We start from the raw sequence: 23,088 nt of genomic DNA, 5'->3' as shown, positions 1-23,088 counted from the left end.
TCTCCAAAAACACAGTTGGATTAGAAGGTGAGTGCAATCGTTATAGATTTATTTATATAACGATTGCCATCTGGCAGGGACTTTTGCGTCTTTCATTTAGGAAAAGGGTTAAATAATAAGATGAGTAAACTTTCACTGGAACGCTCTGGTAGGCGAAAAATTATATTTATCGCCTTGCTGGTTGGGATCATTATTGGCGTGGTGTTGCTGGCCGGCACTGCGACTATTATGCATAAAACCAGCGATACCGAATTTTGTGTGTCGTGTCATACCATGCAGCAGCCTCTGGCGGAATATCAGGGCAGCGTGCATTTCCAGAACGATAAAGGTATTCGCGCCGAGTGCGCCGATTGCCACGTTCCTCATCAGCCGATCGATTATATGCTAACCAAAATTGGCGCCCTGAAAGATGTCTGGGGTGAAATGACCGGCAAAATCGACACCCCGGAAAAATACGAGGCGCATAAACTGGCGATGGCCCAGAGCGTCTGGGATGGGTTGAAGAAGAGCGATTCGGCGACCTGCCGTTCCTGCCACGACTATAAAGCGATGGATATTCTGGCGCAGACTCCTGAAGCCCGTAAGCAGCACCCGGTCGCGATCAAAGAGGGCGAAACCTGCATCGACTGCCATAAAGGCGTGGCGCATATTCTGCCGAACATGAGCGGCCTGGCGGCGGCAGGGGCGAGCGAGCTCGCTAACGCGGCGGCGAAAACCCCGGCGACCGCGACCACTCTTTACACCATTCAGACCCAGCCGTTCTGGCTGAGCGAGAAAGCGGGTGACCATAACGACGGTAACCTGATGGCCTCCACTGAAGTGAAAGTGGTGAAACGTGAAGGCGACATGGTGCTGGCGGATGTTCATGGCTGGCAACAGGATGGCGTTACCGAAGCCTTCTACGCCGCGCGCGGTAAACGCATCATGAGCGCGCTGCTGGGCGAAGAAGCTCGCAAAGCGTTAAAAGTGTCTGGCTCCGTTACCGATGAAGAGACTAAACAGGTCTGGCATGAAGTCGATCTGCAGGTCTGGCTGCCTGCGAAAAATCTGATTGGCGATCAGCAAAAAATCTGGAGTTACGCTTCTGAATTAATGGCTAACAACTGTACCGGCTGTCATGGCCTGACCGAGTTGAATCGCTTTAACGCCAACCAGTGGATTGGGGTGGTTAAAGGTATGTCCGGCCGTACTTCACTGACTCAGGAACAGGTTCGTCTCCTGACCCAGTACGTACAAAAACATGCGAGCGACATGCCAGCAGCGGCCAATCAGGACAAACAATAAGGAGCCATGATGAAAAAGAATAACGATTATGACATGGCGGATCAGAGCCAGGAATCCGGTATGAATCTGACGCGTCGCCGTTTTCTGGCTGGCGCCAGCGCCCTGATGGCGGCGCCGCTGCTGGCGGGGCTGTGGCCGCGTTCGGCGCTGGCGGAGGCCATCAGCCAGGCGATGCCGCAGTTTATTGCATTGCGCCAGGCGGAAAGTGGGATTCTCACCGGCGCTCACTGGGGCGCGTTTGAAGCCATCGTCCGCGACGGCAAAATGGTTGACGTTCGCCCGATCAAAGACGATCCGTATCCCAACGAACTGATTACCATGGCGCCGTATCAGGTTCACGCCGAAAACCGGATTAAATATCCGATGGTGCGTAAAAGCTGGTTAGAAGGCGGGGCGAAAAACTGTAAGCCGGAGCTGCGTGGCCGCGATGAGTGGGTCCGCGTCAGCTGGGATAAAGCCCTGCATCTGGTGGCGGGTGAAATCAGCCGTCTGCAAAAAGAGCATGGCCCATCATCTATTTATGCCGGTTCTTACGGCTGGAAAAGCGTCGGGATGTTCCACAACCCGAGAACGCTGCTGCAGCGCATGATGAACCTGGCGGGCGGCTTTGTCGGCTATTCCGGCGACTACTCCACCGGCGCGGCGCAGGTGATTATGCCGCACGTGGTCGGCTCTGTTGAAGTTTACGAACAGCAGACCGCGTGGCCAAACGTGATTGATAACAGCGAGCTGGTGGTGATGATCGGTTGTAACCCAATGATCACGTTGAAAAACAGCTGGAACCTGCCGGATCACGTCGGCCAGACGGGTTTTGAAGCGCTGAAGAAAAAGGGCACCCGGATGATCTGTATCGACCCGGTGCGCAGCGACAGCGCGCGTGAGTTAGGCGCCGAGTGGATCGCCCCGCGCAGCTACACCGACTGCGCGCTGATGGCGGGGGTAGCCCATACGCTGCTGGCAGAAAATCTACATAACCCAGATTTCCTGAAAACCTACACCGTAGGGTTCGATAAATTTGAAGCCTACCTGAACGGTAAAGAAGATGGCGTCGTCAAAGATGCCAACTGGGCTGCGGATATCAGCGGCGTTGATGCTGAGACCATCAAGCAGCTGGCGCGAGATATGGCGAAGCATCGCACCATGATCATGGGCGGCTGGGGCATTCAGCGTCAGCATCATGGCGAACAGGCCCACTGGATGATGGTGACGCTGGCGGCGATGCTGGGGCAGATTGGCCTGCCCGGCGGCGGTTTCGGCTTCAGTTATCACTACTCTTCCGGCGGTAGCCCAACCGCGCGCGGCGGCATTCTGGCGGGGATCTCCGCCGGTAGCCCAACGTCGCCGGCGGCGAAAGATATTACGCCGTTCCCGGTGGCGCGCATCGCCGATGCGCTGGCGAACCCAGGTAAGACCATCGACTATAACGGCACGAAAGTCACCTATCCGGATATTAAAATGGTGTACGTGGCGGGCGGTAATACCTTCCACCAGCATCAGGATACCAACAACCTGGTGAAAGCCTGGCAGCATCCGGAAACCGTGGTGGTGAACGAACCGTACTGGACGGCGACGGCGAAACACGCCGACATCGTACTGCCGGTGACCACCACCTACGAGCGTAACGATATGGACATGGGCGGCGACTATTCACAGCTTTATGTCTTCCCGCTGCGCCAGTGCGTACCGCCGCAGAACGAAGCGAAAAACGACTTTGATGTTTTTGCGGGGATTGCCGAGATCCTTGGGGTGCACGAGGCCTTTACCGAAGGCAAAGATGAGATGCTGTGGTTGAAGGGCATGTATGACGAGATGAAAGCCCAGGCGCGCAACGCCCGCGTGGCGCTGCCGCCGTTTGATATGTTCTGGGCTTCCAACAATTACATTCGCTTCCCGATCCCGCAAGAGAACACCCAATGGGTGCGTTTCGCCGATTTCCGCGAGAACCCGCTGCTCAACCCGCTGGGGACGCCGTCAGGGAAAATCGAGATCTACTCTGACGCCATCGCCAAAATGGGCTACGAGGACTGTAAAGCGATTCCAACCTGGATGCCGCCGCACGAGTGGTATCGCGGACCAGAGGCCGAGAAATATCCGCTGTCGCTCAATACCGGTCACCCGATTAACCGTCTGCACTCTCAGCTCGATAATACGCCTCTGCGCAAGAAATATGCGGTGGCCGATCGTGAAGCTATCTGGATCCATCCGAAAGATGCGAGCGCACGCGGCATCAGCGAAGGCGATCTGGTTCGCGCCTTTAACGATCGCGGGCAGATCCTGGTCGGAGCGGTGATTACCGATAACGTTCGCGAAGGCGTGGTGCGCATCAGTGAAGGGGCATGGTTTGATCCGGCCGATCCGTCGCAGCCGGGATCGCTGTGTAAAAACGGTAACGTCAACTGTCTGACCTTTGACGTCGGCTCCTCCAGCCTGGCGCAGGGGAACTGTGGCCAGATGTCGCAGCTGCAGATCGAGAAGTACACCGGACCGGCGTTGAAAAACACCGCGCACGATGTGCCGGTAGGCGCGTAACCCGCAGCTGACGTTTGAAAGACAAAACGGACACTTCCGTGAGGGGTGTCCGTTTATCAGGTGAAAGTGAATATATTCACGGCATCTCTAATTTCACAACGTCTTATTTCCTGTACTGCATGAGCCTGGCTTTTGGGTGTATACCTAAACGTATGCCAATTGCCTCGCTTAAAACTCTTTCAGGAGCACTTACCCAGCTCATCGGAAAGCTTGTTGAGTTCATCCTGAATGTGTTTACGTCGCTGTTTCAGCAGTAAGCGGGTTGGAATGATGCGCTCGATAATTGTCGGCTTCTTATATACATACTCTGTAACGAGCTGTTTAATATCTTCCTCTGACCAACCGTCCATCACCGGCGTTGGGTTGTAGAGAAGATTTGACTGGAGGGCAGGGGCAACCTCCTCATCCAGAATCACAAAGATCTCTTCCCGACTTAAACCAGACTCCTTTAACTTCTGCGCCATCCATCGGTAGTCGTAGTCCTGGAGTTCGCGTCCGGTAAACAGCTCCGATAATGCGTGCCAGACAGGAACTCGGGTCATCAGTTGAGCTTCTGTTAGTTGCATATTAGTTTCTCCCCTGTGGCCGGCAATACCCAATGGCCCGATGCTACAGTGTATGTCAGATATCTGGATAAACGATAGTCAGAAATAGCACCGGACTTACAAGGCAAAAATATCTGGCCTGAATATAAATAACTCGATACTCTGAAATAATATTAACAGTAAGCGATCTTCTTAATGCAGATTAGAACTTACTGAATAAGATCTTTTTGATGCTAATGTTTTAATAAAAAAAGGATTTTTTCCAGGAAGCTACGCCATGTTTCACCCCACGGTTCGGGATGGAACCTGTCATTCGCAATTTTCTTCATAATGGAGCTAAGCGCTTCTTCATCTTCGATTTCTAATAAAGAGGAAATTTCTAATTTAGCATCTTCAATTGATGAAATACTATAGTCACGATATCTGTCGATAATCTCATTAATCGAATTGCCAAAATCATCGTGCTCGTTACTAAAATAAATAGTGAGCATATCCTGTATGGCAGGGTACTTACGACCCGGTTTTTTATCCCATATATGGGTAAGACGTGAGAACATAGTACGGTTTCCCCTGATAAACTTGTTTCAGTAACACTACACGGACAGTATAACTGGTTTCTTTGACATTTAGTCCCTGCCGGAACCCGTATCCAATTGCACTACCGGTTTTATAGGTCAATTCAAGTGGACGAGAACCTGCGCCTGAATTTGCCCAATATACTACTTTGAGTTTATTGGCTTTTAATGCGTTACTGATAGCCTTTTCCGCATGTTGTACAGAATAAAATGATGATACAGACCTCATCTGAGGGCTTCGCGCCAGACGTTCCAGTAACTCTTTTTCTGAAATCGATACGTGTTTGGATAGCGTGTGACCGCCAATTTTTACTGGGCGTACGGCTTCATGATCTATGATTCTAAAATTTCCTGCGCGGACATAAGCAACACGAGCAGCGCCTAAAGCGAGGCCAAATGCAGCCGGGACAGCAATATCTACGGTCAGGCCAATGCTCATTGCTGTCTTTTCGTCGGCGCCTAACTGACGTGCAGTTTCAACAGCTAACTGGTAAGCCGCTGTACGGGTATCGCGGCCTGTGATGATTTGGTCAATTGATGCATGAAGGCTATCGAGTCCATGGGCGCCAACGACGACACAGGCCGCTTTGGTCAACATAGTTGGGTCAGGAGCCGCGCATAAAATCGTAGCTCCGGCTAATTCAACAGTACTCATTGCTACATCGAGCCCACCTAGCAATCTGTTTTGTAGTGTCTCCGCTTCTGTCACTGTTTTATCAGACATTACTGCCGCCAACTGAACTGGCGACATTACAATATATAATCCATTATTCATAGTGCCCCCTGATATCTACCTGGCGATAGTAAAAAACATTATCGTGATTCGCAAATGAATCTCTACAAGTAATTTTTGTTTCTTGGCTTTTGGTTTTTTTACGGGTGAGTTTTGTCGGTGTAACCTATAATTTGGGCTTATATAAAACTATGTTTTATATGATCGAGAGAGGTATCGGCAAATTTTTTACATAGTGTCTTTCTATATTTAAAAATATAGCGATTGATTCACTTTAAGTTGTTAGATAATATTTTTATGAGTTTTATATATGGTGCTGGGTTTTATTCGTAGTATAAGACTGGCAGGATCGTCTACCGGGGTGTGTTCAGTCCCTTTTGCCGGGTTTCCATAGTTTTAGGCACCTCAAAAACAATAAAGCTTTATGAGGTGCCTAAAAGGTTCGGATTTAATTAGTTCTCTTCGGACTTCACGGGACAAATTGAGGGCACAAAAAAGCCCACAAGGCTTGCGCCGTGCGGGCTCTCAGGACTTCATCGGATGACTCTAATAATCACCGATGGAGAATTTTGGTGCTAGCGTCCTTGTAATTGATGGGGGAGCTGGTTGAGTTTGTTGGGGATTTTGATTTTTTTAATATCGGCCGCTTCCATCCCACCATATTTCGCTTTCCAGTTGTAATAGCTGGCTTCAGAAATTGCGGCCTCACGGCACACATCCTTGACGGTACGTCCGGCTTCAACGGACTTCAGAACGGCGATGATCTGGTGTTCAGTGAATCGGGCTTTACGCATGGCGATCTCCTCAGGGGACATACTCAGTATGTCGGAAGATCTCTAAAAGTGAATGGGCCGTTTTGCCGGGATACTTACACTTCAACCAGTGTCCGGGCTTTGATTTGCTGAACGGGGATCTCACCAATAGCAGGGAATACATCTTTCTCCAGTGAGCGCCAAATGTCTTTTGCGTAATCAGGGGTAACGCTTTTGCTTTTGAGCTGGAACCAGTTAGCGGCGACCGTTGAAAAAATGCTGTCCAGAGCGATTTGCTGCTGTTCCTCTGCAACTTCGGCCTGAATTTGTGGGTCAATTCCGTTGGCCAACAAGGCAAGGTAATCAGCTCTTAACCCTCGGGCATCAGCAAGCGAAAGTGCAGGCAATGCACCGAGCCCCATCATTGTTCGCTGCTTTGTTGCTGGGCGTTGATAACGGAAACGCCAGAGCTTTTTCCCGCTGGTTTTCACTATCAGGAAAAGCCCATCGCCATCATGCAGCGTTAGATCCTTCTCTAACGCTTTAGCGCGCAGAACTTCGGTGTTGGTCAGGGGGCGTGTTGTCCGTGCCACTGTGGCCGCTCCTACATGAATTGGTATACGCTTTTAGGTATACATCCTACCGTATACCTAAACGTATACCAATAATCACCGGATTTAGGCGGATGTTCTCGGACAACGACAGACACAAAAAAGCCCGCAGGGCTTGTGCCATGCGGGCTTTCTGTACTTCATCGGACGTATCCGGATCATGATTTGGTGGAGCTGGCGGGAGTTGAACCCGCGTCCGAAATTCCTACATACTATTATTACTATAATAAAAACAGTGATTTATTTTGTAAATCATTGTGTTAGTGTTATTTAGTGTTTGTCCGTTTTATGCGTTTTTAACGCTCTGCCGCCAAAGTGTCGCCACTTTTTTACGTGTAAATATCATCATAAACTTGAATTTCATCTATACAAACTTCTAGCTTGTAAAAGTCTGATAATTTATAAATGCTCAAAATTTCGTCATCAAGATTGCCCATAACATCCCAGTTCTTTTTGCGCCTGAGTCTATCACTTAGTTTTTCTCTATCCGAAAAGGACTGGCGCAATGGTACATACTCAAGAGTTTTCAGAACCTGCCACGAAACTGGTGGGGTACATTGAAATAAATCGGAAAGCACGGGACAGAAGTCGTTTTCTTTCATATCTTCATAACGCGCTTTTGGAGGGAGAACGACATTGACACCTCTCTCACTATCAGTATTGGCAGGAAGTTTTGTAGAACGATATGCAATCCCTACAATGTTGTAATTGTTGTTATCCCTACTTATCCACTGCATAAGTAAGTTTGGTATTATATATTCTTGAATAAATGAGGCATCACTGTGTTTTTTTAAATAGTTGCATGCAATTATGAGAGGCCATAATGCTAGGTAGGATAACATAGTCCTACTTGAAATTTCATCTTTAGGTGTTCCGTTACTTTTTTCTTCAACAAAAAATTTTCTTCGATATAGGATGTCGGCACTAAAATTTAACAGAAGTGATTTCTCGTCATGGGATTCAGTTATAAATGAAGATATATATAACTTATCAAAATCGGGTTTATCCATTTCACGCCAGCATATATATAATGAGGTGCCTAGATAAAGGCACGGCAGACCTGCAACTGAGTAGCGTTGTGCTTTAACTAAATGGCGCTGTTTGAAGGGGATATGAAAGATATCCTTTCTTGTGGATAGCGGACGTTCGGATTTCCTTACCCTAAAAAGCGGTTTCTCACTACTGCATATCTGTGTCAAAGGGATGCAGATATTTTTAATGTGCCGAGATACGAAATCTGGCTCAAGCATTTCCTCGAAAGAATCGTAAGCTGACTTGATATCTCCTGAAAGGTAACATTCCAAAGCGTTTATTATACCTTCCTGCATTGATTCTATGACTCTTAATCTGCTTTGAACTCTACGAGCTAACAGTCCATCATTAGCATCAATGTAATCTTTTAAACAGCTCTTGAATTTTTCACACTTAGAGGAAAAATCGCTGATGAGATCATTATTCTTACTAACTTCAATCGGAGGACGAATTGAAGATTTTTTCAAAATAGTATCAAATAACTTTCTTATTTCAATATTGAATGTTATGTCGTCTCGAGTATTGATAACCATTGAATTACTACCTTAAATTAGCTAAAGGATTTTTTAGCACAGCATCTTCTAAATGGTCAGGGGAAAAATGAGCGTAAATCATCGTCATTTTTATATCAGCATGGCCCAGAATATCGCGTAGCACCAAGATATTTCCTCCGTTCATCATAAAATGACTGGCAAACGTATGACGTAGAACATGGGTGCATTGCCCTTCGGGTAGATCAATACCTGCCCGTTTTACTGCACGCTCAAAGGCTTTTCTGCATGGCGTGAATAACTTCCCTCTGTTTTTGGGTAGTTCGTTGTACAGCTCCTGAGATATTGGAACGGTTCGATTTTTCTTGCCTTTGGTCTTTGTGTAGGTGATCCGGTATTTCGATAATTGGTGGCCCTGTAGGTTTTCGGCTTCGCTCCAACGCGCGCCGGTGGCCAGGCATATTTTTGCAACCATCAACAGGCTAGAGCTATGAGAATCTGCGCAAGCATCAAGCAGGCGTTTAATTTCTTCCGGGGTCAGGAACGCTAGTTCGCCCTCTGCGATTTTAAATGTTGGCAGCCCGGCAAGCGGGTTGGGGGCTGACCAGTGGCCCAGCTTTTTCAGTGTGCCAAAAACCGATGATAGGTTGCGCTGTTCAAGGTTTACCGTGCGGGGTTTAACGGGCGACATAAGCGCGCCATCTTCATTTCGCACTTCACCTTTTAGCCGTGCTTCGCGGTACTTCGTAAAGTCACCGGCGGTCAGTTCTGAGGCGATGGGATCGCCGAGGCCATTACAGATAATTCTAAGTTTCGCCATCAGGCGTTTGGGGTCTGCAAGCGTCTGCCCGTAGAGTGAGTGCCATTGCTCTATCACTTCTGACAGATGCCGCCGATCCTCCTTTTCCCCTAGCCATGGTTTTTTGTTTACTTCATCCATGGTGAAGTTTTCGAATGCTACGGCTTCGCCTTTCGTCGCAAATTGTTTACGCACACGCTTGCCGTCGCGCCCGTTCGGGTAGCATTCACACAACCATTTTCCGTTTGGCTGCTTTCTGATGGTCATATCAAAGGCTCTTAATTATTTTTAATGCGCGGCCTACTACCTCGATATCATCAAGGCTGCACTCAAAGGATGATTCGTCTTGATGGACCACCAATCTGTTTCCTGGTAGCCGTGTTAACTTCACGATGCTTTTTATTCCGTCGATATCTATCAACCACATACCGTTAACTGGGGGCGTTTGGCTGCGGTCCACTAAATAAGAATCTCCAGAAGTATTCACCAGCAATAGGTTGCCTGAGTCCGAGGGGAGCAGACTGCTATCAATGATTGCTTTTCCAGCATCGATCAATAAGCCACCGTTGAGAGTTGCCTTGTCAATTTCGGGGGAAACAAGCTCAGAAAGGGGTTTAACTTTGCTGGAGTTCACGAAATTAATATCTTCTTTGTGTTCGATATTTGAACCTACCTCGCCCTGTCCAGTAGTAAGCCACAGTAAAGAAACCCCAGTCTCCAAAGCACACTGAATCACCCATTCTGCCGGAAAGCTATCTCTTAAGTATCTGTTTGCCATAGTGCTTTTTGATGCGCCCAGGTGATCACACAGTTGCTGTCTGGACTTGAAATCATAGGCGGCCATTAGCCTATGGATAGCCTCTCTTCCCCCGGTATTCTCGCCAGCTTTCACCTGTATCATTTTTTAATCCTATTGACGTATCAAATATTGGATCGTAGTATCTCGATGTATCAATTATTGAATTAAATAAAACAAGATAAAACGACGTAAACCAAACCTTAACCGAGAGATATTGCACTATGAGCACTGATATTTCAATTCGTGTACCAAAAGAGATGGCTACGCCTGCAGAGTTCGCTGAATGGGAAGGTATCTCCCGTGGCTCTGTTTATCAGAAAATTCACCATGGTCAGCTTGCCAAGTACATGGTCAAAAAAGAAAAAAACAAAGGTCGCGTAAGTCTGCGCTACCTGATGTACAAAACTGACCAAGTTCGTGAATCCCTCGGTCACTCCAACTTCCGCGTCATTGTTGGTTAGTAAGTTCAATTATGAGAACTTTCTAAGGGGGTTACATGTTTGATTATAAGATTTCCAAACATCCACACTTTGACGAAGCCTGCCGGGCTTTCGCACTACGTCACAACATGGCGAAACTGGCAGAACGCGCCGGAATGAATGTCCAGACGCTGCGCAACAAGCTGAACCCGGACCAGCCGCACCAACTGACACCGCCGGAGATCTGGCTGCTGACGGATATCACTGAGGATTCCACGTTGGTTGATGGCTTCCTTGCCCAAATTCATTGCCTGCCTTGCGTGCCGCTGAACGAAGTAGCAAAAGAGAAGCTACCTCATTACGTCATGAGCGCTACTGCGGAAATCGGACGTGTTGCTGCCGGTGCCGTATCGGGTGATGTGAAAACTACCGCAGGCCGCCGCGATGTTATTAGCAGTATTAACTCTGTTACTCGTCTGATGGCACTGGCTGCAGTTTCGATGCAGGCGCGTTTACAGGCTAACCCGGCGATGGCAAGCGCGGTGGACACCGTGACGGGCCTCGGCGCTTCGTTCGGTCTGATCTGAGGTGGTTATGCTGACTAAAGAACCATCTTTCGCGTCACTTCTCCTAAAGCAAAGCCCGGCAATGCACTACGGTCATGGCTGGATCATGGGGAAGGATGGCAAACGCTGGCACCCGTGCCGCTCTCAGGATGAACTGCTGGCTGATCTGTCCACAACCAAACAGGGGAAATCATGGCTATTGAAGGCGCTACGGCGACTGTTCCATTAAGCCCCGGTAAACGCCTGGATGGACTGAACCATATTGCGGAATTGAGGGCTAAAGTGTTTGGTCTGAATATTGAGCCGGAGCTTGAAAGGTTTATTAAAGATATGCGCGATCCACGCGACGTAAATAATAAACAGAATGAGCGGGCACTGGCAGCCATTTTTTATATGGCAAAAATTCCGGCAGAACGTCACGGCGTCAATATTAGTGATCTGACTACTGACGAAAAGCGGGAACTGGTGAAAGCAATGAATCATTTTCGTGCAGTGGTGAGCTTATTTCCCAAACGGCTAACCATGCCGAATTAATCCACAACAGAAATTAATGGCGTAAACCCGCCGGGCATTCTTTTGCCCAAATTAAGGAGAACGAACGATGCGAAATATTGAAACCCGTACCACTAAAACCGGACCAGATGATGCTGGACTCAACCTGTTGCTGACTGAGGCACGCAAAGAAGAACGCCGGGGACGCGCAGATGTGATGGCTGCGCGTCTGGATTCTTTAGCTGCTCGTATCGTGTCACGTCAGCTTAACCACACGGAAGCGGCTGAGCTGCTGCGTCAGGAAGCTGTGAAGATTCAGAATGAAGCGCAGGAGATCCACTGATGGCTGATTCAATGGACCTCGTACAGCAGCGCGTTGAAGAAGAACGCCAGCGCCACATCCACACCGCCCGCAATAAAGCGCCGGGCGTTTCCCGTGTTCTCTGCATTGATTGCGATGCACCGATCCCGCCAGCTCGCCGCCGCGCCATTCCGGGCGTGCAGTGCTGCGTCACTTGTCAGGAAATCGCAGAACGGAAAGGCAAACACTACAACGGAGGTGTTGTATGAGCACTATCCTGAAATGGGCGGGAAATAAAACCGCCATCATGCCGGAACTGATTAAGCACCTTCCTGCTGGCCCGCGACTGGTTGAACCTTTCGCGGGTTCGTGCGCTGTGATGATGGCGACAGACTATCCTCATTATCTTGTCGCAGATATTAACCCTGACCTAATCAGCCTTTACAGCGTCATTAAAAACGAGTGTGAATTACTAATTACTATTGCGAAAGGGTTATTTGATAAGAATAACACCGCAGAAGATTATTACGGTATACGTAAGGAATTTAATTGTGATCGCCACTTTCCCGCAGAATGGCGCGCAGCTATGTTTCTTTATCTTAATCGCCATTGTTATCGTGGATTATGCCGTTATAACCAGAAAGGGCAGTTTAACGCTCCATACGGTAACTATAAAAGTCCTTATTTTCCTGAAAGTGAAATACTCGCTTTTGCAGAAAAGGCTCAACGCGCAACGTTTATTTGTGCCAGTTATGATGAAACCCTGGCGCTGCTGCAGGCTGGTGATGTTGTTTATTGTGATCCGCCATACGATGGCACATTTAGCGGTTATCACACTGCCGGTTTTACAGAGGACGATCAGTATCATCTGGTGTCTATTCTTGAGCGCCGGTCATCAGAAGGTCATCCGGTTATCGTGTCCAACAGCGACACGTCCCTGACCCGTTCGCTTTATCGTAATTTTACCCGCCATCGCATCACTGCAAAGCGCAGCATGGGTGTGGCTGCCGGTGAGAGTAAATCTGCAGCTGAAATCATCGCCACAAAATCAGCAGGCTGGTTTGGTGTCGATCTGGCGTCCGGTCCAGATATCTCGGTGGAAACTGAGGTGCGGGCGTGGCAGTGAGTAAAATCACATTACATAATGCACCAACCACCGGCGGCTCGAATGAGTCCGCCGTGGCCTTTTCATGGAATAACCCTAAAAAAGCGGTTAATCCCTATCTGGACCCGGCGGAGGTTGCGCCGGAGTCTGCGCTTTCAAACCTGATCGCTCTTTACGCTGCGGATAACGAGCAGGAGCAGCTGCGCCGTGAGGCGCTGAGCGATGAGGTCTGGGAACGCTATTTCTTCAATGAATCCCGTGATCCTGTCCAGCGTGAAATGGAGCAGGACCGGCTGATTAGTCATGCCAAAATGGCGCGCGAGCAGCAGAGTTTTAATCCCGATCTGGTCATTCTGGCTGACGTTAATGCCATGCCGACCCATATCAGCAAGCCTTTGCTGGAGCGGATTAAGTATTTCCATAGTCTGGGCAGAGCAAAAGCCTTTTCCCGCTACCTGCGTGAAACCATCAGGCCTTGTCTTGAGCGGCTGGAGCGCGTGCGTGACAGCCAGGTGTCTGCGTCTTTCCGGTTCATGGCGAGCCACGACGGGTTGGAGGGGCTGCTGGTACTGCCTGAAATGAATCAGGAGCAGGTCAAGCGCCTTTCAACGCTGGTAGCGACACATATGAGTATGTGTCTTGATACGGCATGCGGTGATCTGTTTGTCAGCGACGATGTTAAACCAGAAGAAATCCGCCAGGCATGGGAAAGGATGGCTGCAGAAGTCTTGCGGCTTGACGTTATCCCGCCAGCATTTGAGAAGCTGCGCAGGAAGAAGCGCCGCCGTAAGCCTGTACCTTATGAGCTGATCCCACCTTCGCTTTTACGCATGATGTGCGCGGACTGGTGGTATAGCAAACTGTGGCAGATGCGTTGCGAATGGCGGGAGGAACAGCTGCGCGCCGTCTGCCTAGTCAACAAAAAAGCGTCCCCGTATGTCAGCTATGAGGCCGTGATCCATAAACGCGAGCAGCGCCGCAAATCGCTGGAGTTCTTCCGCTCGCATGAGCTGGTCAACGAAGACGGCGACACGCTGGACATGGAAGACGTGGTGAACGCCAGCAACAGCAACCCGGCACACCGCCGTAATGAAATGATGGCCTGTGTTAAGGGGCTGGAGCTGATAGCGGAAATGCGCGGCGACTGTGCGGTGTTCTATACCATCACCTGCCCGTCACGCTTCCACGCAACCCTCAACAACGGCAGACCTAATCCGAAATGGACCTGCGCCACAGTCCGGCAGAGCAGTGATTATCTGGTTGATACCTTCGCCGCTTTCCGCAAGGCAATGCACAAGGCCGGGCTGCGCTGGTATGGCGTCCGGGTGGCAGAGCCGCACCACGACGGCACCGTGCACTGGCATCTGTTGTGCTTCATGCGCAAAAAAGACCGCCGTTCCATCACCGCACTGCTGCGTAAGTTTGCCATCCGTGAAGACCGCGAGGAGCTGGGCACCAATACCGGGCCGCGCTTCAAGTCCGAGCTTATCAACCCGCGTAAGGGTACGCCGACCAGCTATATCGCCAAATACATCAGCAAAAATATCGACGGGCGCGGGCTGGCTAAAGAAATCAGCAAAGAAACCGGCAGATCACTGCGTGACAGCGCCGAGCATGTCAGCGCCTGGGCGTCACTGCATCGTGTCCAGCAGTTCCGTTTCTTTGGTATTCCGGGGCGTCAGGCATACCGCGAGCTGCGCTTGCTGGCTGGTCAGGCGGCAAGAGTGCAGGGTGAACGCAAAGCGGGCGCGCCGGTACTGGATAACCCGCGTCTGGATGCGGTACTGGCGGCGGCTGATGCGGGCTGCTTTGCCACCTACATCATGAAGCAGGGCGGTGTGCTGGTTCCCCGCAAACATCACCTTGTCCGCACGGCCTATGAGCTTAACGAAGAACCGAGCGCCTACGGCGATCACGGTATCCGTATCTATGGCATCTGGTCCCCGATTGCAGAGGGCAAGATTTGCACGCACGCGGTGAAGTGGAAAAAGGTTCGTAAGGCCGTTGACGTTCAGGAGGCGAGAGCCGACCAGGGCGCTTGCGCCCCTTGGACTCGTGGCAATAACTGTCCCCCTGTTGAAAATCTGAACAAATCAGGGGGTGATTTACCCGATGTTAAAACCATGGATGAGAAGGAGTTGCAGGAATATCTCCACAGCATGGGCCAGAAGGAACGGCGGGAGCTGACAGCCAGGCTAAGGCTGGTAAAACCGAAGCGGAAAAAAGCCTATAAACAGAATATTTCGGTTCAGCAGCGCCTGCAGCTTGAGGCAGAGCTGAGTTCCAGAGGGTTCGATGGCAGCGAATCAGAGATTGATTTGCTTCTGCGCGGCGGCAGTATCCCGTCAGGTGCCGGACTGCGTATTTTTTACCGCAACCATCGGCTGCAGGAAGATGACAAATGGCGTCAGTGGTACTGATGCCAAGCTTTAACAATTCTTGCTCTTATTGATCCTCATCAGATCTATCCAATTGACTGACAAAAAACAGTTTTACATTTTACATTTCCTATTATACTGTAATTATAAACAGTGGATATATATACAGTTAATATGTATCCGAAGTAGTGATAGGAGGGAAAATGCAGGATTATCTTTTGGAGTCGCTGAAGCTCCAGCGCATTGATTTTTTTATCAAGCTTGTAGCGGCTAGTGAGTGCAGCGACGAAGAAAAGCGGCTGGCTATCCAGTGGGTGTCAGAACTGACTGACGAGTTGATGGCGAAAATTCGTAGCCATGAATACAGCCGGTCGATGGATGTAACCAGTTAAGGTAAATCTGTATGCGCATTGAAATAATGATCGATAAAGAGCAGAAGATTAGCCAGGCTACACTGGACGCCCTTGAATCCGAGCTTTACCGTAATTTGCGCCCTTTGTATCCCAAAACAGCAATTCGTATCCGCAAAGGTAGCGCTAATGGCGTTGAGCTGAGCGGCTTAAAACTGGATGAAGACAAAAAGCGAGTGATGGAGATTATGCAGCAGGTCTGGGAGGACGATAGCTGGCTGCATTAAGAAACATTGTGGGCGTCAGAACTTGATTCTGACGCCCACGAGGTTGAACAACGAAAGGCGAGGCGTTAGGTGAAGTAACTCCTTATAAGCTATCTATGATTGAAGGGTGACTTTTTTTAACGTATCAAAAACGATTTTCGTAAACTCATTTTCATTTCTAACATCAATATAAGCAAGGCCGCTATTGGTGATCTTGAGCTTACCGGAATATTCTAATGAATTAACAGAGCAAACAAGCCTGTCAATTCTTATTTTTTTACCCTCTAATTCTTCTTTATAATACTTCCTAAGATCACTGCTGCCAATTATTTGCATTTTAGCTGTAGCGTAATCAGAAACTCTAACCCTTGAAATATCAAGTTGTGTTAAATTGATATTTACACTTGAAGATATTTCATTAAGCCAGTCTATAGGATTTATGTCAATTTCTTCCAAACTAACACCTAAGCCAAGATTTTTTACCAAAGCCTGCGAAAAAGGCTTTAAAGTTCTGGGTGGGTTAGTAATCTGCATTACAGGAAGAGAGTCTAAAGCCACGCTAAAATTTGTGGTGCGATATTCGATTCTTTCAACGGTAGTTTCGCTTCCGTCAAAGCTTGATATTTTGTCATGATAAACAATACGCTCGACGAAGCGCCCATTTGCAAAATCATGGCGTATTTTATCAAAAATGAACCCTTTCCCTTTATCCTCTGTAAAAGAATCAAGAGAAAGACGTCTAACGGCTGTTTCAAACTCAAGCCGTATGTTTAACTTAAGCCATTTAACCTTTTTCATCTTCGTTCACCTCTGATCCTATTATTATATTATAGGCATTTTCAGCGGCGGACTCAATTAATTCACTAATATGTTTTTTCTCTTGTGCCGTTGCCGCGCGAATGGTTACATTGAAACCGTCTTCTTTTTGATTGTTTATCCCTTTAATTTGATAGGCAAAGTCACAGCATTTTTCTGAGTCTTTGAAAAACGCTTCGACGTTGATTCTGTCTCCAATTCCACTTGTCGGCTTTGAAGACCATGCAATACGCCCGATATAATAACCTTTCTCATGTAGTTGAGAAAATATAGCTGAACTATTTACCCCTTCACCATTAAGGACGGCTTTCTTAACAAATCCGGTATCAATAGTTTCTTCCTTGTCTTCATCCTCACTAGCATCAGTACTGCGATTTAATTCGACTTTTGTTACGTCATCAGTCTCATAACCACGTAGACCATTCATTAATTCCTGAAAAAACTGACTTCGCAATGTAGGATCAGTTATTGCTAGCAATGATATTTCGAAGCGCTCGATAGGTTCGGACTTGATTTTAGATAGCTCGTTTTGCAAGCTCTCAATAACTTTTTTTGCCTCGGGGTTTTGAGGCATACGTACTTCAACTTTGTCAGCTCCAGGGCGAAGTTCTATTATAACATTCCGCTTGTCGATCTGACGTAATGCAGTTTTAGACAGGTCTATTTCTTCATATTTGTATTCTACTGTAAGCGAGCCATCTTTTTTAGCTACAATATTCAGGCTTTGACCTTTACTAGGGGAGCATGTTTTTTTTAGTGCTTCAGCAGCACTTTTTAATTCGGCCTGATTTGTTGAGGTTTGGAAGCTCACACTAGTAGTGCTTTCCCTTGGGTCATATGTTTTGACCAGTTTTTTTATGTGTTCTAATTCATTAAATCCGTGAGGAAGTTTGGATATCTCCTCAATTAGTATTTCCTTGTCGAGTTCTGGTGATAAAAACACTCCTCGATTCAACAATAATTCATGCAACTTTGCAGCGGTTATCCTTTTATGATGTAATGCATCATAAATATTTTTATCAGTAGCGAAATATAGTTTTTTAGCCATTATCGTTGCTCCATGCCGATTTTTTCAAGATTATATTCAACAACAATTTTGTCTGTCTTGTCGAAGTCAATTTTAAGAAAAAGTCTTTCATCCTCGCCTAAGAGCCAGTCTGTGCTGTATTTCTTTTTCGCTCTTTCAAAATGATGAATAGCATTTTCATTTGGGTGAATGTGACAATGGCGTAATACGATTGGTTTACCTTCGGTTAATATCTGATAAGTTGATAACATATCAAAGAAGTAAACGAATTCGTCTACTGAATCCCCCGGTTGATTGTAATAAACAACATATCCCTCAGGATTTTTATCTCTGAGCCAACTGAAAGCCTCATGCTTTATTATAATATAGGGTGATGTTAATAATTCAATTGTTGCAGGTGTTGTCTGATTAATAGGGTGCTTTATTCTTGTTAGGGAAAGATCTGGGTAATAATATGTGAACTTATCAGGTTGAGGAAGTTTGCCTGAACCAATTAATTTAGTTATGTCAGAAGATATGTTTATCAAATCTGATATTTTATAAGGATCAAGCAAATGTAGTTTGATGTTTGGGGGGCAATTTATAGATGAGTGATCTAATTTTTTTGTAATATTCTCATAGAAGTCTTTATCATATAAATTATCATGGTTATATAAGAATAATAACCCTCTTACGTTATAACCTAATGAATCATCATGAACATATTTCAATCGCCATTCTTCACTCACATTTGCACACTCGGTAGCTAAAGCAAGCGATGTTAAAGCTCCCTCGACTATTTTTTTCCCAATAGTACCTTCTGCATAGCTTTTGAGGTCTGTGTTGAGATAGACCATTTCCTCCTCATATGGGTCTATGTAGAAAAATACAACATCGCTTGGATGCGTTTTCTTGGAATGAGCCTCTTGGCAACAATCCCAATTCATGTCCTCTCTAGCGGCACGATCCCATTTGAACACTGAGAAAATATCATTAGAAATCTTACCCGCGACTCGTTGTATAGCTGAAGTCTCTCCACCCATTTCAATCTCGCTCCTTTACAATTGCTGTGGCAATCTGCCTGAAAATCCACCTGACTTGATGAGTAATCTAACCATATGGTTCGTATGCGTTTGTTGCATGACTATAGCGCATGAAAATGAATGATCGCAAAAGGATCGTTTTTGCTCAGTCCCGCCAGTTCTGGCGGGCTTTTACTTATGTCATGCAGGTGCATGAAAACCACTACACAAAGCGGGCAGGCGTGGCGGGGATACGAGCGCGCGCAAGCGGGTTAAGGTGAGGTTTCAAGATCCTTGTCTCATTTTCATTTGAAGGGAAGTATTACCCTACATTCATCGTGTGAAATGGAGATAGACATGGCATTTCAAATTGAGGCTGTTTGCCCCTGTTGCGGGGTTGTTGCAAGTGGTGATTTGAACAAAATTGAAGAAGTGTTTGGTTTTAGGACTGTGGAGGGTGAGCGATTGATTCCTCAATCGTACTGCCGCAAATGTCGCCGTTTGAGATGCTCCCCAAATGATAAAAAGTGTGGTGCATAAGGATTGGCTAAACGTGGACTATAGGACTTGGTAATAAAATAGGCCGCTTAATTGGCGGCCTATCCCCATGATTTCGCAGTTATTTACTTATTTTTGACTTTCATTCTGAATATCTAAGGTGTACGGCTCGAAGCGGATTACTTCTTCGCCCAGCCAGTCGTTAAGCTCCTGAAGTCGCTTCTGCAGCGGCATCAGTTCGTTGCGGACAAAGACGCGGCTGGCCTTTTCCACATCACCAAAGCCGCCTGTATTGTTGGGAATAATGCCCATCATCTGCGGTGGTACGCGGTGTGCTGCCATCATGTCATCGCGGCTCACGTTCTTGATGTTCAGAAACTCATCCTTTGCCGCAACTTCCGACAACGGGATGATCTGGATGCCGTCCTTTTTACCGTTGGGAGAGTACATAAACAGGTTACGGAAGTTGCCCGGCCCTTTGGCGCTTTTCATTGCCTGGCGGATGTTGTTCACGTCCTCCTGATTCTGTGCTGCGTCGGTCATGTACATGATGAAGCCCGCGTGGCTGCCATTGATGTAATACTTCCGGCGGAACAACGTTGCGGACTCGTTGAGCAGGGTTGACGGAATGGCGGAGAGATAGCCGGGCAGCCCGTAAATCTCCTGGTTAATATCCGGCTCCAGCAGATGAAAGATGTTGCCCTGCGTAAATTCATAGGGCTGCGTGGTCAGGCCATACTGCACAAACCAATAGGTGTCGAGGTCCACACCTCGCCGTGTGTACTTCGCCAGTGCTGGCTCAAGTGAGAGAACGCCGCCGAGCCGGTTGGTGCGTTTTTCCAGATAGGCGTTACCGAACACCAGATAATCTTGGACGAAACGGGCAAAAGCCTGCTGGCTGAGCAGGCGGTGCGGGATGTAGGTACTGCTGAGAATGTCACGCTTTACGGCAATCGGTGAGCTATGGTGCACGGCGGCGCGATAGGTTCGCGCCAGCCCGTCAAAACTCACCGGCGGCTCATACCAGCGGTCCATCTGTACGCATTCCACGTAGTCCAGCAATTCTCGACGGTCTAACACCGGCACCGGGTCGCCAAAGCTGAATGCTTCCGCCGCCGCGCCGCCTGATTTAGCGTTGTGATCTACCGCTGCGCGGTTATTCCGGTTTTTGCGTTTGCTCATGCCACCTGCTCCTTATCAGCCTGGGGCCATTCGCACATAAACATCATTCTCCAGTCCGCTGCTGATAATTCGCTTTTCATTGTATTCAGCCATTCATCATCAAAGAGCGTTGCCCCTGACGTTGCGGCGTCTTCAGCCGTAAAAATCATTCTGGTTGTGTTGTTGCTAGCAATCAGCTTTTTGTATTCCTGCCATGCTTCCGGGCTGGGGCTTGGGGTGGTGTAGTAGGTAGCATGATAGCAGGCGTGCATGGACAGGCTTTTGGCGAGCAAAATCATATTTTTCGGGGAATCTGCCCAGGCATACTCTGACGCGTAGACGTTTCCATGCAGCGCGGCGCAAAGACTATCCGGGTCGATGAAGTAGATATGTGCGCCGTTGGTCAGTTCAAGACGGGATTCTGTCATGCACGATACGCGGCTTCGCAGTTGTGGTCCGGCCCGATTCAGAAGTGCATTGATGTAGGCTCTGTTAATCTGAGACTGAGCATCGCCGCACCCCAGGAAAATCTGGTTTCGTCCGGTAGTCAGTGCATCAGATAGCGCCTCAAGCGAGAAAAACCAATCAGCACCGCACTGCCTCATTTTTGTTAGCACGCGATTCCTGCCCCGCATACCTGCGGTCCATCCCATCTGGTAATTAAACGGGATAGCTCTGGTTTTAATGCAGGTCTTTGAAAAAGAGTTGATAAAAGTCGGGTTCATTAGAATATCTCCACAATGTTGCTGGTATTGGCGGATTCGCCCTGCAGTGGTTCGTTAAACAGTGCGTGCATCGTTGCCCAGGCCAAATCTGCGTGGCTGGCTTCTTCGCTGCGGCTGGCTTCGTAGGTAGGGCGGTTTCCGCTGGCGGTGGTGGCGCGGCGGATAGCCATAAAGGACTGCGCAATGTCGGTGTGTCCCGCGTCAAACTCCAGACGGCGGTGGCTGATAATGTCGTATGCCTTGAGTACCAGGGCGTTTTTGACGTTGGGGTTGTAGACAAACTCCCGCACGGCAGGAAAGAACGCTTTCACGTTCTCGTAGACACCGTGACCGACACCGGTCGAGTCGATGCCGATATATGTCACGTTGTACTGCTGCGTCAGCTTTTTGATGGCGTCAGCCTGGGCGCGGAAGTCCATCCCGCGCCACTGATGCCGCTCAAGAATACGGAACTTACCGCCCGGCACGATTGGTGGTGCCACTACCACGCACCCGGCACTGTCACCGTTCTGCGTCCCTTTCGCCGGGTCGTATCCGATCCAGACTTCGCGCCAGCCAAACGGGCGCAGCGCCAGCGCCTGAAAATCTGCCCACACTTCCCAGCTGTCCACCATGCACGCCTGCAGCTCGCTGAGCGGGAATACTGACGCCAGATCGTCAATAAATTCGCACATCAGCAGGTTCTGGTATTCGTCCGGGCTGTACTCCATGCGCAGCTGGTCGAGGTCGAACAGATTACATCCGCCGCGCACCGCATCCTCCACGGTGACGATCTGGCGGTACTGTCCGTCCGGGCAGAGCACGCCGCGTGCAAGGTTGCTGTGGGTCAGGTCAATATCCACCTTGTCCGCTTTGGCGCGGCCCCGGTTGAACAGTGCGCCGGACCAGAACGGATAGGCGCTGTGGGTCAGGCTGGACGGCGTGGAAAAGTAGGTTTGTCGCCATTTCTTATGAATGGCCATACCGGAGGCAACCTTGCGCAGCTCCTGGAATTTCGGTATCCAGAAATATTCATCAAGGTACAGGTTGCCGTGGTAGCTCTGCGCCGTGCGGGCGTTGGTACCGAGGAAGTACAGGCACGCGCCGTTGCTGAGGGTCATCGGGTCGCCTTTCAGCTCAACATCCACCTCTTTTGCAAAGTCGATGATGTATTGCTTAAAAACGTGCGCCTGTGCCTTACTGGCTGAGAGAAAAATCTGGTTGCGCCCCGTGGTGATGGCGTCAATCAGCGCCTCACGGGCAAAAAAGTATGTTGCCCCGATCTGGCGTGATTTAAGCAGGTTGCGAATGCGGTGTTTAACGCCTGCCTGCCACCAGTGGCGCTGATATTCAAACATGCCGTTGCGGAAGATTTCTTCCAGCTTTTCGGTCTGTTCATCAGTGAAAACATTCTTTTCGGGCTGGCGGCGTGGCCCTTTGTTACGGTTGGCAACTTTCGGGTTTAAGTCTGCTTCGTTCCCGCTATCGTTAAACTTACCGATCCGGGCGTGGCGCTCTGACTGGCGCGCAAGCAGGTCAATTTCCTTGAAGTCTTTCCCTTCTTTCTGCTCCTTCATGATGAGCTGGCAGTAACGGGCGGCGGTGGTGAGCTGCATCTGATCCAGCGGCCCATACTCGCCCCATTTATCGCGCTTCTTCCAGCTGTGAACGGTTGCAACTTTTTCGCCCAGCATTTCAGCAATGCGGGCTACGCGGTATCCCTGAAAGTACAGCAGCATAGCCTGCCGACGGGGATCGAGGTCTGCGGGGGTCAGTGTCGTGTTCATGGCCCCCAACATACGGCCTAGCCTGACGGCTTTCCCCGGCTGCGGTTTGTGTGGCTGACCGTACAAG

At 48.8% G+C, this 23,088-nt stretch carries 24 protein-coding genes and 2 pseudogenes; 12 read left to right on the top strand and 14 right to left on the bottom strand.

Features of this window, described 5'->3' with window-relative positions; genetic code table 11:
- The first annotated feature begins 120 nt into the window (after positions 1–120).
- Positions 121–1,284 carry a NapC/NirT family cytochrome c gene (locus PGR09_RS10640; protein ID WP_006798114.1) on the top strand — a complete coding sequence of 388 codons (1,164 nt, stop codon included), beginning with the start codon at positions 121–123 and terminating at the stop codon, positions 1,282–1,284.
- 9 nt (positions 1,285–1,293) lie between these two features.
- Positions 1,294–3,813, top strand: a complete 2,520-nt coding sequence (torA, locus tag PGR09_RS10635; protein ID WP_315711282.1) for a trimethylamine-N-oxide reductase TorA — start codon at positions 1,294–1,296, stop codon at positions 3,811–3,813.
- A 179-nt stretch (positions 3,814–3,992) separates the two neighbouring features.
- On the opposite strand, the gene PGR09_RS10630 is transcribed toward torA, so the two are convergent.
- From PGR09_RS10630 to PGR09_RS10595, 8 genes and pseudogenes are all read right to left on the bottom strand, one after another.
- Positions 3,993–4,379 (bottom strand): DUF7079 family protein, encoded by a 387-nt coding sequence (locus tag PGR09_RS10630; protein ID WP_042893184.1) that lies wholly within the window; start codon positions 4,377–4,379, stop codon positions 3,993–3,995.
- Positions 4,380–4,591: 212 nt separating this feature from the next.
- The gene (locus PGR09_RS10625; RefSeq protein ID WP_047044412.1) at positions 4,592–4,915 is read right to left on the bottom strand and encodes a contact-dependent growth inhibition system immunity protein; all 324 of its coding nucleotides are present in this window, start codon (positions 4,913–4,915) and stop codon (positions 4,592–4,594) included.
- On the bottom strand, positions 4,884–5,708 hold the full coding sequence (locus PGR09_RS10620) for an RNase A-like domain-containing protein (RefSeq protein WP_047044416.1): 825 nt from the start codon (positions 5,706–5,708) through the stop codon (positions 4,884–4,886). Before PGR09_RS10620 ends, PGR09_RS10625 begins: the two co-directional genes overlap by 32 nt.
- A gap of 581 nt (positions 5,709–6,289) precedes the next feature.
- Positions 6,290–6,460 (bottom strand): annotated as a pseudogene (locus PGR09_RS10615) (transposase); the annotation flags it as partial.
- Positions 6,461–6,540: 80 nt separating this feature from the next.
- Positions 6,541–7,011 (bottom strand): annotated as a pseudogene (locus PGR09_RS10610) (integrase arm-type DNA-binding domain-containing protein); the annotation flags it as partial.
- Positions 7,012–7,358: 347 nt separating this feature from the next.
- On the bottom strand, positions 7,359–8,594 hold the full coding sequence (locus PGR09_RS10605; RefSeq protein ID WP_228303435.1) for a hypothetical protein: 1,236 nt from the start codon (positions 8,592–8,594) through the stop codon (positions 7,359–7,361).
- 7 nt (positions 8,595–8,601) lie between these two features.
- Complete coding sequence (locus PGR09_RS10600) at positions 8,602–9,618, bottom strand: site-specific integrase (protein ID WP_142426303.1); 1,017 nt, start codon at positions 9,616–9,618, stop codon at positions 8,602–8,604.
- 1 nt (position 9,619) lies between these two features.
- Positions 9,620–10,252: a phage repressor protein CI gene (locus PGR09_RS10595; protein WP_430916131.1), complete on the bottom strand. Its 633-nt coding sequence runs from the start codon at positions 10,250–10,252 to the stop codon at positions 9,620–9,622.
- Between the two features lie 119 nt (positions 10,253–10,371).
- On the opposite strand from PGR09_RS10595, the gene PGR09_RS10590 reads away from it, so the two are divergent.
- From PGR09_RS10590 to PGR09_RS10545, 10 genes are all read left to right on the top strand, one after another.
- Positions 10,372–10,611, top strand: coding sequence for a hypothetical protein (locus tag PGR09_RS10590; protein ID WP_000102104.1), 240 nt, complete (start codon positions 10,372–10,374; stop codon positions 10,609–10,611).
- Positions 10,612–10,646: 35 nt separating this feature from the next.
- Positions 10,647–11,156 carry a phage regulatory CII family protein gene (locus PGR09_RS10585; protein ID WP_047049525.1) on the top strand — a complete coding sequence of 170 codons (510 nt, stop codon included), beginning with the start codon at positions 10,647–10,649 and terminating at the stop codon, positions 11,154–11,156.
- Positions 11,157–11,163: 7 nt separating this feature from the next.
- Positions 11,164–11,364, top strand: coding sequence for a phage filamentation protein Fil family protein (locus PGR09_RS10580; RefSeq protein WP_032413916.1), 201 nt, complete (start codon positions 11,164–11,166; stop codon positions 11,362–11,364).
- The gene (locus PGR09_RS10575; protein ID WP_013098807.1) at positions 11,328–11,669 is read left to right on the top strand and encodes a DUF5347 domain-containing protein; all 342 of its coding nucleotides are present in this window, start codon (positions 11,328–11,330) and stop codon (positions 11,667–11,669) included. Before PGR09_RS10580 ends, PGR09_RS10575 begins: the two co-directional genes overlap by 37 nt.
- A 67-nt stretch (positions 11,670–11,736) precedes the next feature.
- Positions 11,737–11,970: a DUF2732 family protein gene (locus PGR09_RS10570; protein WP_001744223.1), complete on the top strand. Its 234-nt coding sequence runs from the start codon at positions 11,737–11,739 to the stop codon at positions 11,968–11,970.
- Positions 11,970–12,197 (top strand): TraR/DksA family transcriptional regulator, encoded by a 228-nt coding sequence (locus tag PGR09_RS10565; RefSeq protein ID WP_142426300.1) that lies wholly within the window; start codon positions 11,970–11,972, stop codon positions 12,195–12,197. Before PGR09_RS10570 ends, PGR09_RS10565 begins: the two co-directional genes overlap by 1 nt.
- Entirely contained in the window at positions 12,194–13,054 is an 861-nt protein-coding gene (locus PGR09_RS10560; protein WP_430916130.1) for a DNA adenine methylase, read from the top strand. Before PGR09_RS10565 ends, PGR09_RS10560 begins: the two co-directional genes overlap by 4 nt.
- Positions 13,045–15,453 (top strand): replication endonuclease, encoded by a 2,409-nt coding sequence (locus PGR09_RS10555; protein ID WP_430916129.1) that lies wholly within the window; start codon positions 13,045–13,047, stop codon positions 15,451–15,453. Before PGR09_RS10560 ends, PGR09_RS10555 begins: the two co-directional genes overlap by 10 nt.
- A 161-nt stretch (positions 15,454–15,614) precedes the next feature.
- Positions 15,615–15,803: a hypothetical protein gene (locus PGR09_RS10550; RefSeq protein WP_001154444.1), complete on the top strand. Its 189-nt coding sequence runs from the start codon at positions 15,615–15,617 to the stop codon at positions 15,801–15,803.
- Positions 15,804–15,814: 11 nt separating this feature from the next.
- A complete protein-coding gene (locus tag PGR09_RS10545) occupies positions 15,815–16,048 on the top strand; it encodes a DinI family protein (protein WP_001217561.1) in 234 nt (77 codons plus the stop codon).
- A 93-nt stretch (positions 16,049–16,141) separates the two neighbouring features.
- Here PGR09_RS10545 and PGR09_RS10540 read toward each other — a convergent pair whose 3' ends face one another.
- From PGR09_RS10540 to PGR09_RS10515, 6 genes are all read right to left on the bottom strand, one after another.
- Positions 16,142–16,825, bottom strand: coding sequence for a hypothetical protein (locus tag PGR09_RS10540; protein ID WP_047079042.1), 684 nt, complete (start codon positions 16,823–16,825; stop codon positions 16,142–16,144).
- On the bottom strand, positions 16,812–17,891 hold the full coding sequence (locus PGR09_RS10535) for a hypothetical protein (protein WP_001085272.1): 1,080 nt from the start codon (positions 17,889–17,891) through the stop codon (positions 16,812–16,814). The genes PGR09_RS10540 and PGR09_RS10535 overlap by 14 nt, the downstream gene beginning before the upstream one ends.
- Complete coding sequence (locus tag PGR09_RS10530) at positions 17,891–18,892, bottom strand: hypothetical protein (protein ID WP_047079041.1); 1,002 nt, start codon at positions 18,890–18,892, stop codon at positions 17,891–17,893. Before PGR09_RS10530 ends, PGR09_RS10535 begins: the two co-directional genes overlap by 1 nt.
- Positions 18,893–19,498: 606 nt before the next feature.
- Positions 19,499–20,551, bottom strand: a complete 1,053-nt coding sequence (locus tag PGR09_RS10525; RefSeq protein ID WP_049045156.1) for a phage portal protein — start codon at positions 20,549–20,551, stop codon at positions 19,499–19,501.
- On the bottom strand, positions 20,548–21,255 hold the full coding sequence (locus PGR09_RS10520) for a terminase large subunit domain-containing protein (RefSeq protein WP_430916128.1): 708 nt from the start codon (positions 21,253–21,255) through the stop codon (positions 20,548–20,550). Before PGR09_RS10520 ends, PGR09_RS10525 begins: the two co-directional genes overlap by 4 nt.
- Positions 21,255–23,021: a terminase ATPase subunit family protein gene (locus tag PGR09_RS10515; protein ID WP_430916126.1), complete on the bottom strand. Its 1,767-nt coding sequence runs from the start codon at positions 23,019–23,021 to the stop codon at positions 21,255–21,257. Before PGR09_RS10515 ends, PGR09_RS10520 begins: the two co-directional genes overlap by 1 nt.
- Positions 23,022–23,088: the final 67 nt, after the last annotated feature.

Origin of the sequence: Klebsiella sp. 141251 (assembly GCF_050600725.1) — a bacterium.
In the GTDB taxonomy this organism is placed as follows: Bacteria; Pseudomonadota; Gammaproteobacteria; order Enterobacterales; family Enterobacteriaceae; genus Klebsiella; species Klebsiella aerogenes.
Note: the sequence above shows the minus strand (reverse complement) of the source record. Positions and strands in the feature narration are given on the sequence as shown.

What these genes read in the sequence shown, in the direction of transcription:
- PGR09_RS10640 (WP_006798114.1), top strand. Translation starts at nt 121, where the DNA reads ATGAGTAAACTTTCACTGGAACGCTCTGGTAGGCGAAAAATTATATTT.
- torA (WP_315711282.1), top strand. Translation starts at nt 1,294, where the DNA reads ATGAAAAAGAATAACGATTATGACATGGCGGATCAGAGCCAGGAATCC.
- PGR09_RS10630 (WP_042893184.1), bottom strand. Translation starts at nt 4,379, where the DNA reads ATGCAACTAACAGAAGCTCAACTGATGACCCGAGTTCCTGTCTGGCAC.
- PGR09_RS10625 (WP_047044412.1), bottom strand. Translation starts at nt 4,915, where the DNA reads ATGTTCTCACGTCTTACCCATATATGGGATAAAAAACCGGGTCGTAAG.
- PGR09_RS10620 (WP_047044416.1), bottom strand. Translation starts at nt 5,708, where the DNA reads ATGAATAATGGATTATATATTGTAATGTCGCCAGTTCAGTTGGCGGCA.
- PGR09_RS10605 (WP_228303435.1), bottom strand. Translation starts at nt 8,594, where the DNA reads ATGGTTATCAATACTCGAGACGACATAACATTCAATATTGAAATAAGA.
- PGR09_RS10600 (WP_142426303.1), bottom strand. Translation starts at nt 9,618, where the DNA reads ATGACCATCAGAAAGCAGCCAAACGGAAAATGGTTGTGTGAATGCTAC.
- PGR09_RS10595 (WP_430916131.1), bottom strand. Translation starts at nt 10,252, where the DNA reads ATGATACAGGTGAAAGCTGGCGAGAATACCGGGGGAAGAGAGGCTATC.
- PGR09_RS10590 (WP_000102104.1), top strand. Translation starts at nt 10,372, where the DNA reads ATGAGCACTGATATTTCAATTCGTGTACCAAAAGAGATGGCTACGCCT.
- PGR09_RS10585 (WP_047049525.1), top strand. Translation starts at nt 10,647, where the DNA reads ATGTTTGATTATAAGATTTCCAAACATCCACACTTTGACGAAGCCTGC.
- PGR09_RS10580 (WP_032413916.1), top strand. Translation starts at nt 11,164, where the DNA reads ATGCTGACTAAAGAACCATCTTTCGCGTCACTTCTCCTAAAGCAAAGC.
- PGR09_RS10575 (WP_013098807.1), top strand. Translation starts at nt 11,328, where the DNA reads ATGGCTATTGAAGGCGCTACGGCGACTGTTCCATTAAGCCCCGGTAAA.
- PGR09_RS10570 (WP_001744223.1), top strand. Translation starts at nt 11,737, where the DNA reads ATGCGAAATATTGAAACCCGTACCACTAAAACCGGACCAGATGATGCT.
- PGR09_RS10565 (WP_142426300.1), top strand. Translation starts at nt 11,970, where the DNA reads ATGGCTGATTCAATGGACCTCGTACAGCAGCGCGTTGAAGAAGAACGC.
- PGR09_RS10560 (WP_430916130.1), top strand. Translation starts at nt 12,194, where the DNA reads ATGAGCACTATCCTGAAATGGGCGGGAAATAAAACCGCCATCATGCCG.
- PGR09_RS10550 (WP_001154444.1), top strand. Translation starts at nt 15,615, where the DNA reads ATGCAGGATTATCTTTTGGAGTCGCTGAAGCTCCAGCGCATTGATTTT.
- PGR09_RS10545 (WP_001217561.1), top strand. Translation starts at nt 15,815, where the DNA reads ATGCGCATTGAAATAATGATCGATAAAGAGCAGAAGATTAGCCAGGCT.
- PGR09_RS10540 (WP_047079042.1), bottom strand. Translation starts at nt 16,825, where the DNA reads ATGAAAAAGGTTAAATGGCTTAAGTTAAACATACGGCTTGAGTTTGAA.
- PGR09_RS10535 (WP_001085272.1), bottom strand. Translation starts at nt 17,891, where the DNA reads ATGGCTAAAAAACTATATTTCGCTACTGATAAAAATATTTATGATGCA.
- PGR09_RS10530 (WP_047079041.1), bottom strand. Translation starts at nt 18,892, where the DNA reads ATGGGTGGAGAGACTTCAGCTATACAACGAGTCGCGGGTAAGATTTCT.
- PGR09_RS10525 (WP_049045156.1), bottom strand. Translation starts at nt 20,551, where the DNA reads ATGAGCAAACGCAAAAACCGGAATAACCGCGCAGCGGTAGATCACAAC.
- PGR09_RS10520 (WP_430916128.1), bottom strand. Translation starts at nt 21,255, where the DNA reads ATGAACCCGACTTTTATCAACTCTTTTTCAAAGACCTGCATTAAAACC.
- PGR09_RS10515 (WP_430916126.1), bottom strand. Translation starts at nt 23,021, where the DNA reads ATGAACACGACACTGACCCCCGCAGACCTCGATCCCCGTCGGCAGGCT.